Raw genomic sequence first — 12188 nt, 5'->3', positions numbered from 1 at the left:
AGCTTCGCGCGCTCAGGTAGCAAGGTGCGCCGCAACGGACGGCGCCCGGGGAGGCGCTCATGCGAAATCTAAGGACCGGCGCGCGGTGCAGTATCGCCGCGATTTTCTCGATCAGCATCACGGCCTTTGCGCCTGCTCATGCGGCCTCTGTGGCGCCGGTCGCCTCCGAAAACGGGATGGTGGTTGCGGCCCAGCATCTGGCGACGCAGGTCGGCGTCGAGGTGCTCAAGCGCGGCGGCAACGCCATCGATGCGGCGGTCGCAGTCGGTTACGCGCTCGCCGTGGTCTATCCGGCGGCGGGCAATCTGGGTGGCGGCGGTTTCATGACCATCGAGCTTGCCGACGGCCGCAAGACCTTCCTCGATTTCCGCGAAATGGCGCCCAAGGGCGCCACCGCCAACATGTATCTCGACAAGGACGGCAACGTCATCAAGGGCCTGTCCACCAAGGGACATCTTGCGGTCGGCGTGCCCGGCTCGGTGGCCGGCATGGAATATGCGCGCGAGAAGTACGGCACCATGAAGCGCGCGGACGTGATCGCGCCGGCGCTGCAACTGGCCGAGGATGGCTTCGTGCTGGACCAGGGCGACATCAGCCTGCTGCTGACGGCAACCGATGATTTCAAGGATGATGCGGCCTCGGCCGCGATCTTCCTCAACAATGGCAAGCCGTTCCAGGTCGGCGAGCGGCTGACGCAGCACGAACTGGCCGAGACCCTGCGCGAGATCAGCAAGCGCGGCACCGACGGCTTCTACAAGGGCTGGGTCGGCACCGCCATCGTGGCCTCGAGCCAGGCCGGCAAGGGCCTGATCACGCAGGAGGACCTCGACAATTACAAGGTCCGTGAGCTTGCGCCCGTGGAATGCGACTACCGCGGCTATCACGTGGTCTCGGCGCCGCCGCCGAGCTCGGGCGGGGTAGTGATCTGCGAGATCCTGAACATCCTGGAGGGCTATCCCCTCAAGGATCTTGGCTATCACTCCGCAGAGGCTGTGCACTACCAGATCGAGGCGATGCGCCATGCCTATGTCGACCGCAACAGCTATCTCGGCGATCCAGACTACGTGAAAAATCCGCTCGACCGCCTGCTCGACAAGGCCTACGCCGCCAAGATCCGTGCCGTGATCGACCCGACCAAGGCCAGCGTGTCGAAGGACATCAAGCCCGGCGTCGCGCCCCATGAGGGCAGCAACACCACGCATTATTCGATCGCCGACAAGGACGGCAACGCGGTGTCGGTCACCTACACGCTGAATGACTGGTTCGGCGCCAAGGTGACCGCGGCGAAAACGGGTGTGCTGCTGAACGACGAAATGGACGATTTCACCGCCAAGATCGGCGTGCCGAATCTCTACGGCCTGGTGCAGGGCGAGGCCAATGCGATCGCGCCCGGCAAGCGTCCGCTGTCCTCGATGAGCCCGACCATCGTCTCCAAGGACGGCAAACCGATCATGGTGGTGGGCACGCCGGGCGGCAGCCGCATCATCACGGCCGTGTTGCTGACGATGATCAACGCCATCGACTACGGCATGAACGCGCAGGAAGCCGTAGACATGCCGCGCTTCCACCAACAGTGGCTTCCGGACCTGACCAATCTGGAGGACTACGCGTTGTCGCCGGACACGCGGAAGATCCTGGAAGGGATGGGCCACAAATTAGGCCCGCCGCAGCCGGCCAATCACCTCGCGGTCATCATCATCGGCGCGCCGTCGCTGGGCGGCACGCCGGTCGGCAACAATCGCTTCTATGGGGCGAATGATCCGCGTCGCAACAGCGGATTGGCTGGAGGCTATTGATCGTCGTCGCGGGCGGGCTTCGCCGGCGGCGAGGGACTGGGATCAGGCGACGGCCGGCGACTGGCTGTCCGCCTGTTCGCTGGTGAGAAGCAGCCGCCTGCGAATCGCGTCCTCGACCTGCGCGAGCGTCTGCCTGGCGTCTCGCGCCTCGGTTTCGGCGACCTGGGCGCGAAATTCGAGGGCCGCCAACTGGTCCTGCTGGGTCACGATGCGCTTTTGAGCCTCTTCCAGTGCCTTGGAAGCCTCTCTCAGCTTACGCTCGGTCGTGCCGATGATGTCGAACTGGGCTCGTTCGGCGGCATCGGCCCGCATTTCGGTGGCGCGGACCCTGTCCTCGATGCCGCGGAACAGGTCGGCGGCCTGATACACGAGATCCAGAGCCTGAGCGCCCGTGTTGGGTGAGGGCGGCCTTGGAAGTCCAAGGACGTTCTCGTCGGTTAAGAATGGTCTTCTGAAGCCGCGCTGTGCCATGCAATTCAGCCCCGTCGCGAGAGAATTATTGGCTAACACGATGCGGCCGTTATGGTAAATGCACTGTTAACGATTGCATCGACGCCAGTGATCGACCTATTCCCGCCGGTGATATCAGGGGCAGGGAGCCTCACGCGACAGGGGGCCCTTTCGGCGCGATCCGATCGCCTCGCGTGGGTGACCTTCCACGCGACTGGGAGCGGGAATCGATCCAGTCGCCAGCTGTGCCTTTGGGACACCCGCTGATTTGGACGCGCGCGAGCCGTGCTCTATGGCATAAGTTTGGCGTCCCACCTGCTTTAATTCTCCACCCCTGAATTGCGGGCACGCGGAGCGACCGATATACGGGACCGCGATCTGGCAGGCAGCGGGCTCAGAACGAGCCGCGCGTTCGCCATGGGAACTGGTCAATGCGATTCCTGGTGCGATTTTTCGGATTTTTGTTCGCGGCAGGATCCGTCGTGTTCCTGGTCGGCGTGGCAGCGGTTGCCGGGCTGATCTGGCATTTCTCGAAGGATTTGCCCGACTATACGCAGCTGCAGAACTACGAGCCGCCGGTGATGACCCGCGTGCACGCGGTCGACGGTTCGCTGCTCGGCGAATTTGCCAAGGAACGCCGACTTTATCTGCCGATCCAGGCCGTGCCGAAGCTCGTGATCAACAGCTTCTTGGCGGCCGAGGACAAGAATTTCTACGAGCATGGCGGCATCGACTACACCGGCATGGCGCGCGCCGGCCTGTCGTACATCCAGAACTACGGTTCCAACCGCCGTCCGCAGGGCGCGTCGACGATCACCCAGCAGGTCGCCAAGAACTTCCTTCTGACCAACGAAGTCTCGTTCACCCGCAAGATCAAGGAAGCCTTGGTCGCGATGCGGATCGAAAAGACCTATTCCAAGGACAAGATCCTCGAGCTCTATCTCAACGAAATCTATCTGGGTCTCGGCGCCTACGGCATTGCGGCGGCGTCGCTGGTCTATTTCGACAAGTCGGTGAACGAGCTGACGATCGCGGAAGCGGCCTATCTGGCCGCGCTGCCGAAAATGCCAGCCAGCCTGCATCCGGTGCGCAACCGGGCGCGCGCCATCGAGCGGCGCAATTATGTGATCGACCGCCTGCAGGAGAACGGCTGGATTACCCAGGCAGACGCCGACACGGCGCGCAAGGAGCCGCTCACCGTTACCAACCGCTCGAGCGGCGCGCACACCTTCGCCGGCGAATATTTCTCCGAAGAGGTCCGCCGCGACATCTTCGAGCGCTATGGCGAGAAGAAGCTCTATGAAGGCGGCCTGTCGGTCCGCACCACGCTCGATCCGAAGATCCAGGTGATGGCGCGCAAGACCATGGTGGCGGGCCTCGTGAACTATGACGAGCAGCAGGGCTATCGCGGCGCGATCAACAAGCTCGACATCTCCGGCGACTGGGGCGTGCCGCTGGCGGACGTCAAGTCGCTCTCGGACATCTCGCCATGGCGGATGGCGGTGGTGCTGGAGAGCAACGATCAGTCGGCGCGGATCGGCTTCCAGCCGGGCCGCGAGCTCGGCGGTGCCGTCAGCAAGCAGCGCGAGACCGGCATCGTCACGCTCGACGGCGTGCGGTGGGCGAGGGTGGTCTCCGGACCGCAGAAGGGCAAGACGTCGACCTCGGTGGCGCAGGTGCTGCAACCCGGCGACGTGATCTACGCCGACCCGCTTTACACCAAGGATGGCCAGCGCGTCGAAGGCCAGTATCGGCTGCGCCAGATCCCGGAGATTTCAGGCGCGATGGTGGCGATGGATCCGCGCACCGGCCGCGTGCTCGCGATGGTCGGCGGCTTCTCGTTCGACCAAAGCCAGTTCAACCGCGCGACCCAAGCTTACCGGCAGCCGGGTTCGACGTTCAAGCCGATCGTCTATTCCTCGGCACTGGACAACGGCTACACCGGGTCGACCATGATGGTCGACGCGCCGATCGAAATCGATCAGGGGCCGGGTGGCGGAGGCGTCTGGCGCCCGGAGAACTTCTCCTCGGGCAAATACCAGGGCCAGGTCACGCTGCGCAATGCGCTGCGGCTGTCGCTCAACACCGTGACGGTGCGGCTGGCGCAGGAAATCGGTATGCCGCTGATCGGCGAATACGCCAAGCGCTTCGGCGTCTATGACGAATTGCCGAACTATCTCTCCTATGCGCTGGGCGCCGGCGAGACCACGGTGATGCGGATGGCCACGGCCTATTCGATGATCGACAATGGCGGCCGTCGCGTAAAGCCGACGCTGATCGACCGCATCCAGGACCGCTATGGCCGCACCATCTTCAAGCACGACCAGCGCGAATGCCGCGGCTGCGACGCGCCGGAAGGATGGAAGAACCAACCGGAGCCGCAGCTCGTCGATCGTCGCGAGCAGGTGCTCGATCCGATGACCGCCTACCAGATCACCGAATTGATGGAGGGGGTGGTGCAGGCCGGCACCGGCATCGCGCTGAAGGAGGTCGGCAAGCCGATCGCCGGCAAGACCGGCACCTCGAACGAGGCCAAGGATCTGTGGTTCGCCGGATTTTCGCCTGATCTCGTCGTCGCGCTCTATGTCGGCTACGACAAGCCGCGCTCGCTCGGCAGGAATGCGCAGGCCGGTCATACCGCAGCCCCGATCGCGCGCGACTTCATGAAGCTCGCGCTGGCCGACAAGCCTCCCGTTCCGTTCAAGATACCGCCCGGCATCAGGCTGGTCCGCGTCGTCGCCAAGACCGGCTCGCGGGCCGGGCCCGGCGAGACCGGCGGCGTGATCCTCGAAGCCTTCAAGCCGGGTCAGGCGCCACCGAGCAACGATCTCGTCGCAGGTACCGACGTGATCGATGGGACGCAGGCCGGGATTTCGCCGGACGCAGATCGCGCGGTGATGCGCTCAGGGACTGGCGGGCTGTACTGACGATCGGTCTCGCGTCCGTCACCGTCATTCCCGAACCGTTCAGCCTGCGTTGAATACGCCCTTCCACTGCGGCGTAAGATATTTCGTGAACACGGCAGCCGGCACCGCCAGACGAAAATCGCCCAGCACATGCGGCCATATCTGCCCGGCGCCGTACAGCAGCAAGATGCCATTGGCCGCCGTCTGTCCCGCCGTCTGTCCCTTGGCGTAGGTCAACGCATAGGGCTTGAGCTTCTCGGGATCGGCGGCGATGCCGTTGCCGGCGCGGTCGGTATCCTGGCCTGGGCTCTGACCGCTGCGCTGAGTGTAGATTTTTGTCCAGGCTTTCAATTCATACAACGGTGACTTTTCGGTCGTGTCGTAGTCGGCGCCCAAAGCCGGCGCGATGGTCAGTGCGAGGCACATCAGGCCCGCGGCCAGAGCCATTTCCGTTCCGATGAAATCGGAACGGGGCTCTAGATTCATATTTTGACGCGTTTTCCCAGCGCGAATCGGTATCCACTTCGCTCGAAAACGCTCCAGCGACTTCATCTTCAAACTTTCTTTGGAAGACGCGGGATCGAAAAGGTCAGGCGCAGGTCGTGTTCATATTGCTGCAGACCTGCCTGGTCCAGCCGATGCCGGCCTTGACATGAATCTTGAGAAACTCACCCCAGCAGCCCAGCAAGTCAACCTGCTGCTCACCGGCCGCGTGAAGATCGACCGGGCTGCTTCCGGTGTCGTGATTGCTGTAGATGGCGCCGCCGTTCTGTAGGCCGCTGACGCCGAGCACGCTCTTGTGCAGGTATCCATGCCCGCGGAAGATCACGTTCTCTCCGGTAGGCAGATCGGCACCGCGCAGCTTCGCGCGGTCGATTTCGTACCAGTCACCGAGTTGGCCGGTGAGATGCACTTCGATCCAGCCGTCGCTGGTGGAATTCTTCAGCGACGCAATGACCGCGCCGGCCGGCGTAGCCCTGACATGGGTGCCCTTTGGATCGGTATCGGTGATGTCGACCGAGGCGTTGCACGCCTGCTTCTCGGCAGATTGGGCCCAGCAGGCCGCGGCCGGCGCCAGCATCAGGAATGCGAATGTCAGCGACGTCTTCATCGAGATGTCCCCGGGGATCGCGGCAGCCGCGCATTGGTTGCAGCCTGTCGATATCAGGCAGCGTGTGCCGCCGCTGCAATGACCTGCGCTCTTGATTGGTGTTGGATCGAGACGCACCGACCATTGTGGCCGAAAAAGGCGTCGGGGATTTGCCCCTTGTTTTCCGGCCCCAAATCTCCGCCATCAATGCTTGCCAAGCCGGGGACCAAGCGGGTAGAAGGGCGCACTTGCGCGGGCGCTGTTTGGGATGCGTTCTACCGCAACAAGATTGCCAGGTCGTTCGGCTAAGCCATTGATACCGCAGCAATTCTTGGGGAATGGTGTAACGGTAGCACAACAGACTCTGACTCTGTTTGTCTAGGTTCGAATCCTAGTTCCCCAGCCAATCCGCCACATGGTGTGGCCGCCCTCGAAAAAACCCGACGCAACCAGCCCCATGACCACGTCGAGGACGTCGCATCCGCGCCGGCGATGTTGCCGCGATCCGCGATGACCTCGCCAACGTAACCTGCGTCATGCTCATCTGATTCATACGGCGCGCCACAAGGCGAGGGATGCCGGCTGCTCCATTGCGACAGAAATATCCGTCATCGACGGGCGCTATCGTGCCGTATGGATTGTGTTCATTTCATCAATTGCCGCGACATTGCCGGTCGCATCGCTGCAGCACGGGCAGGCCTTTGTCTGCTCATTCTCCTCGTGCTCGCCAGCGCGGGGATGGCAGCAGAGCCCGGCACGCCGCCGCCCCTGCACGTCGCGGTCTATGACGTCGAGCCCTATGGCGGGCGGGATCGCGACGGGCTGTTCACGGGTGCGAGCGTCGATCTTTGGCGTCGCGTCGCGGAGGATCGTCACTGGCAGTATGAATTGACGCTGGTGTCGCGGATGGACGATGTGCTGTCGGGGCTGGAGCGGCACGCCTACGATGTCGGGATCGGCGCCATCACGATCACGCCCGAACGGCTTGCGCGGGTGGATTTCTCATATCCCACGCATCGGTCCGGTGCCGCCGCGGTGTTCGCCAAGCGAACCGACGCCGCGTCCGCGTTCTACGATTACGGCGCTGCCGCCGGCGAGCTTGGCCTGCTGATCGTCGCCATCCTTGTGCTGCTGGCGGTGATCGGCGTGCTGATGTGGTGGTTCGAGCGATCCCGTTCGAGGGACAACACATCGGAGGCCGCATCGGCCGTGACGTCATGGCACGAGGGCGTGTACTGGGCGGTCGTGACGATGACCACGGTCGGTTATGGCGACAAGACGCCGAAGACCCATCTCGGCCGCGGGCTTGCCGTGGTCTGGATGGTCGGAAGCCTCGTGCTGGTCTCGCTGTTGACAACCAATTTGATCGCGCGCATCACCGTGAGCCGTGTCGAGGGCATGGTCGCGAACCGCACCAGCGACCTCGCAGGCAAACGGCTCGGCGCCGTTTCAGCGTCGTCGGGCGCCGAATATCTCGACGGCCAACGCCTTGCCTATCAGAAGTTCGAGAATCTTCCCGATGCCCTCAACGCTGTTGCCTCCGGAAAGCTGGATGGCGTCGTCAACAGCATTGGTGCGTTGCAATATCTGGCGCGGACGCGCTTTGCCGATGCGATCGCGCCGCCGCACGGCGTGTTGGCTCCGGCCTACATGGCGTTTGCGCTGCCGATGGATTCAGTGCTGAAGCGGCCGCTCGATCGCGCACTCACGATCGTTTCCGCAAGCCCGGAATGGCGGTCCGTCGAGGACACTTATTTCGGCCCATGAGACGCGGCACGCGCCGCACGCAATATTCGCGCGCGGCGCGTGCGAGATCGAGTGCTGCACATTTCCGTTGCAGCGACTTTAGTCGCAAGCAATCGCATCTCGCGGCACCTCAACTTGCCGGTTCCCAAGGCTCATGCGATGCTGGCACACCAAGAAAAAGGGAGGCGGCGGCTCTTCGCCGAGCGTTTCCCGCCAATAAAAACCGGCCACGGGACCTTCGGAGACGTTCCTATGAGATTGTCGAAATTTGTCGGGCTGCTTTCCGCGGCCGCGATTGCGATAGGGCTGGCTTCAAGCGCGCTGGCGCAGCCGGCGACCGTCAAGATCGGCGCGGTGTTTCCCTTGAGCGGCGGTGCCGCGAGCGCCGGCGTCCACGCCAAATACGCCATCGAGGTCGCGCTTGACATCATCAACAACGCGCATCCCGAACTCGGCAATTTTCCGCTCGCCAGGAATGCCGGTCTTGCCGGCCTCGGCGGTGCCAAGGTCGAGGTGGTGTTTGCTGACAACCAGGGCAGCCCGGCGACCGGGCAGAACCAGGCACTGCGGCTGATCACGGAGGAGAAAGTGGTGGCGCTGATCGGCGCCTATCAGTCCGGCATCACGCTGACCGCAAGCGCGATCGCCGAGAAGTACGGCATTCCTTTCGTCAACGGCGAGTCGGTTGCGTCCAACCTGACCGAGCGCGGCTTCAAATGGTTTTTCCGCACCACGCCGATCGCGACCGATTTTGCAAAAGTCTATTACGACTTCCTGACCGAGATGAAGGCCTCCGGCGCCAAGACAGACAGTATCGCGCTGGTGCATGACACCACCGAATATGGCGCCTCGGTCGCCAGCACCATCACCACGATCTTCAAGGAGAAGGGGCTCACGATCACGCAGGACGTCGCCTACACCACGAATGCGACCGACGTGCAGAGCCAGGTGCTGCAGCTGAAGGAGAAAAAGCCCGACGTCGTCATCATGATCTCCTACACATCGGATGCGATCCTGTTCGCCAAGACCATGCAGGCGCTCGACTACAAGCCGGCGATGCTGCTGGCCGATGATGCCGGCTATTCCGATCCGTCCTTCATCAAGGCGGTCGGCAAGATTTCGCAAGGCGCCTTCAACCGCTCGTCGTGGAGCGTCGGGGCGCCAGGATCGGCGACCGCGATCATCGCAAAACTCTACAAGGAGAAGAGCGGCGACGAGATGGACGACACCGCGGCGCGCCAGATGCAGGGCTTCTTCGTGCTGGTGGACGCGATCGACCGCGCCGGCTCGACCGAGCCCGCCAAGATTCAGGCCGCGCTGAAGGCGACCGACCTGAAGCCCGAGCAACTGATGATGGGCTACAAGGGCATCAAGTTCGACGACAAGGGCCAGAACATCCTGGCCTCCGGCCTGATCATCCAGTTGCAGGACGGCGAGAACTACGTCGCGGTGTTTCCGAAAGCGAATGCCGAGAAGCCGCCGGTGATGCCCTACAAGGGCTGGTAATCGTCAAAGGGCGGAAGTGTAGCTTCCGCCCTTTTCTGCTGCCGTCAATGACGACGGCATCATCAGATCGACGGCGCGATGTCCTTAGTCCTTATCCAGGTGATCGTCGGGGGCCTCCTGCTCGGAGCCGTCTACGCGCTCTTCTCCTCCGGCCTGACGCTGGTGTGGGGCATGATGAACGTGGTCAATTTTGCCCACGGCGATTTCGTCATGCTCGGCATGTATGTCGCCTATGTGGTCTACACGTTCCTCGGCGGCGGGCCCCTGATCGGCGCGCCGCTGGCGACACTGGCGCTCGCAACGCTCGGCATCATCGTTTACTTCGGCCTGATTCGTGAGGTCATGAAGGGGCCGATGCTGGCGCAGATCCTCGGCACGTTCGGGCTGGCGTTGCTGCTGCGCTATTCGGTGTTCTGGTGGTTCGGAGCCAATTTCCTGTCGCTGCCGGGGGACCTGGTCGGCGGCACGTTTGACGTCTTCGGCATCCGCATCCAGGCCTCGCGCCTGCTTGCCGGCGTCGTGGCGCTGCTGGTGACGCTCGGCCTGCATCTGTTGCTGACGCGCTCGACGCTGGGATCGCGGATGCTGGCGGTCGCCGAAGATTCCACCGCGGCACAGTTGATGGGCATTCGTCCCGATACCATGCAGGCGATCGCCTGGGCGATCGCGGCGGGTGCAACCGGGCTGGCCGGCGCGCTGATCGCGACCTTCTTCTACATCGTGCCGACGGTCGGCGAGACGCTCGGCATCGTCGCCTTCGTTACCGTCTCGCTTGGTGGCTTCGGCAGTGTGCCGGGCGCGCTGGTCGCGGGGCTCTTGATCGGCGTGATCGAGTCGCTGTCGGGATATCTGATCGGCGCCGTCTACAAGGACATGGTGGTCTACGCGCTGTTCCTCGGCTTCCTCTGGTTCAGGCCGCAAGGCTTGATGGGCAAGACGTGATGCGCCGCTATTTCTGGCTCCTGATCGCGATCGCGATCGTCATCGCTTACCCCTTTGTGTTCGCCACGCCGTTCCAGCAGCGGCTTGGCGCGCTGATCCTGCTCTATGCGATCGCGGCGTCGGCCTGGAACATCATCGGCGGCTATGCCGGCCAGGTTTCCGTCGGTCATGCCGTGTTCTTTGGCTGCGGCGCCTACGCCGCGATGGGCGCGTATGCGCATTATACGCTGTCGCCGCTGGTCGGAATCCCCGCGGGCATCGTTGTCAGCGTCGCGATTGCAGCTGTCATCGGCGTGCCGACGTTGCGGCTGTCCGGGCATTATTTCAGCATGGCGACGATCGCGGTCGCCGAACTGGCGCGGCTGATTGTCACCAATACCGACTATCTCGGCGCAGCCGTGGGCCTGAGCGGCCCAACCGTGCCGCGCAATGTGTTCGATCTCTCCTTCATCTCGGCGCTGCCTTACTATTACCTGTTCTTCGCGGTCCTCGCGATCACGCTCGGTATCACCTGGTGGATGGCCAACAGCCGGATGGGATTTTACTTGCGCGCCATCAAGGACTCCGAACGGGCTGCGCGTTCGCTAGGCGCACCGGTCGCGCGGACGAAGCTGTATGCGTATATGCTGAGCGCGGGGCTGACCAGCGTCGCCGGCGCGCTCTATGCTGTCATGTTCGGCTTCGTCGATCCGGACTCCGGGCTCGGCATCCTGATCTCGGTCAAGATCCTGATCATGGCTGCGCTCGGTGGCGCGGGCCTGCTGTTCGGGCCGCTGGTCGGCGCTGCGATCCTGGTGCCGCTGGAGGAAATCTCCAACAGCCTGCTCGGCGGCAAGGGCGCCGGCCTGACCTTCGTCGTCTACGGCGCGATCATCGTGCTGATCGCGCGCTTCCAGCCCGGCGGCATCCTGGCGCTCGTCAACCGCCTCTGGGCCAAGCAAAGATCCGCCGGGGACCCAGCGAAAGGAGCCGTCGATGCTCCTTGAGGCACGCGACATCACAAAAGCCTTCGGCAGCTTCAAGGCGGTGGATGCGGCGAGCGTCACGCTTGAGCAGGGTGACATCCTCGGCCTGATCGGTCCGAACGGTGCGGGGAAATCCACCTTCTTCAATTGCCTGACCGGCGACCTGCAGACGACGTCCGGCCAGGTGCTGTTCGAGGGGCACGACATCACGCGCGCAACGCCGGAGGCGAGGGCGCGGCTCGGGCTGGCGCGCACCTTCCAGGTGCCGCAGACCTTCGAGGGCATGACGGTGCTCGAGAACGTCATGATCGGCGCTTTCCTGCGCACCTCCCATCGCGCCGAGGCCGAGACGAAGGCGCGGGCCGTTCTGGCGCGCGTCGGCATGGAGCGGCTGGCGGCTGCGCCGGCGCGCTCGCTTGGCACGCCCGGCCGCAAGCGGCTGGAGATCGCGCGTGCGCTCGCGACCGAACCCAAGGTGCTGCTGCTCGACGAGGCCATGGCCGGCCTCACACAACGCGAAGTGCAGCTTGCGATCGATCTCGTCCGTGACATCCATCGCTCCGGAGTGACGCTCGTGATCGTCGAGCACATCATGGAAGTCATCATGTCGCTGGCGAGCCGCGTCATGGTGTTCCACCAGGGCAGGGAGATCGCCCACGGCACACCGCGCGAGGTGACGTCCAATCCAGCCGTGATCGCGGCCTATCTCGGCACCCGCGCCGCCGCCAAGGTCGCCGCCGGCCACACGCCGATCGAGCTGATGGGTGGGCCCGCGACATGAGCAAAG

General features: G+C 63.7%; 10 protein-coding genes and 1 tRNA gene. 8 read left to right on the top strand and 3 right to left on the bottom strand.

Going from position 1 to position 12188, the window contains the following annotated elements:
* Window positions 1–59: 59 nt before the first annotated feature.
* Window positions 60–1796: a gamma-glutamyltransferase gene (ggt, locus tag UP10_RS20720; protein ID WP_044589124.1), complete on the top strand. Its 1737-nt coding sequence runs from the start codon at window positions 60–62 to the stop codon at window positions 1794–1796.
* A gap of 42 nt (window positions 1797–1838) precedes the next feature.
* Here ggt and UP10_RS20715 read toward each other — a convergent pair whose 3' ends face one another.
* Entirely contained in the window at window positions 1839–2165 is a 327-nt protein-coding gene (locus UP10_RS20715) for a hypothetical protein (RefSeq protein ID WP_245321797.1), read from the bottom strand.
* A 512-nt stretch (window positions 2166–2677) separates the two neighbouring features.
* On the opposite strand from UP10_RS20715, the gene UP10_RS20710 reads away from it, so the two are divergent.
* Window positions 2678–5173, top strand: coding sequence for a penicillin-binding protein 1A (locus tag UP10_RS20710; RefSeq protein WP_044589122.1), 2496 nt, complete (start codon window positions 2678–2680; stop codon window positions 5171–5173).
* Window positions 5174–5212: 39 nt separating this feature from the next.
* Here UP10_RS20710 and UP10_RS45340 read toward each other — a convergent pair whose 3' ends face one another.
* Both UP10_RS45340 and UP10_RS20700 read right to left on the bottom strand, forming a co-directional pair.
* Window positions 5213–5704: a hypothetical protein gene (locus UP10_RS45340; RefSeq protein WP_197086864.1), complete on the bottom strand. Its 492-nt coding sequence runs from the start codon at window positions 5702–5704 to the stop codon at window positions 5213–5215.
* 37 nt (window positions 5705–5741) lie between these two features.
* Complete coding sequence (locus tag UP10_RS20700; RefSeq protein ID WP_044589120.1) at window positions 5742–6263, bottom strand: hypothetical protein; 522 nt, start codon at window positions 6261–6263, stop codon at window positions 5742–5744.
* Between the two features lie 311 nt (window positions 6264–6574).
* On the opposite strand from UP10_RS20700, the gene UP10_RS20695 reads away from it, so the two are divergent.
* From UP10_RS20695 to UP10_RS20670, 6 genes are all read left to right on the top strand, one after another.
* Window positions 6575–6648 (top strand) — tRNA-Gln (locus UP10_RS20695).
* Window positions 6649–6980: 332 nt separating this feature from the next.
* Window positions 6981–8009, top strand: a complete 1029-nt coding sequence (locus tag UP10_RS20690) for a transporter substrate-binding domain-containing protein (RefSeq protein ID WP_197086863.1) — start codon at window positions 6981–6983, stop codon at window positions 8007–8009.
* A gap of 231 nt (window positions 8010–8240) precedes the next feature.
* On the top strand, window positions 8241–9494 hold the full coding sequence (locus UP10_RS20685; RefSeq protein WP_044589118.1) for an ABC transporter substrate-binding protein: 1254 nt from the start codon (window positions 8241–8243) through the stop codon (window positions 9492–9494).
* A gap of 78 nt (window positions 9495–9572) precedes the next feature.
* Window positions 9573–10436 (top strand): branched-chain amino acid ABC transporter permease, encoded by an 864-nt coding sequence (locus tag UP10_RS20680; RefSeq protein WP_044589117.1) that lies wholly within the window; start codon window positions 9573–9575, stop codon window positions 10434–10436.
* Complete coding sequence (locus UP10_RS20675) at window positions 10436–11422, top strand: branched-chain amino acid ABC transporter permease (RefSeq protein WP_044589116.1); 987 nt, start codon at window positions 10436–10438, stop codon at window positions 11420–11422. The genes UP10_RS20680 and UP10_RS20675 overlap by 1 nt, the downstream gene beginning before the upstream one ends.
* Window positions 11412–12182 carry an ABC transporter ATP-binding protein gene (locus tag UP10_RS20670; RefSeq protein ID WP_044589115.1) on the top strand — a complete coding sequence of 257 codons (771 nt, stop codon included), beginning with the start codon at window positions 11412–11414 and terminating at the stop codon, window positions 12180–12182. The genes UP10_RS20675 and UP10_RS20670 overlap by 11 nt, the downstream gene beginning before the upstream one ends.
* The last annotated feature ends 6 nt before the right edge of the window (window positions 12183–12188 follow it).

This window comes from Bradyrhizobium sp. LTSPM299 (assembly GCF_000938235.1).
In the GTDB taxonomy this organism is placed as follows: Bacteria; Pseudomonadota; Alphaproteobacteria; order Rhizobiales; family Xanthobacteraceae; genus Bradyrhizobium.
The sequence above is the reverse complement of the archived record's forward strand: the minus strand, read 5'-3'. Positions and strand labels throughout refer to the sequence as shown.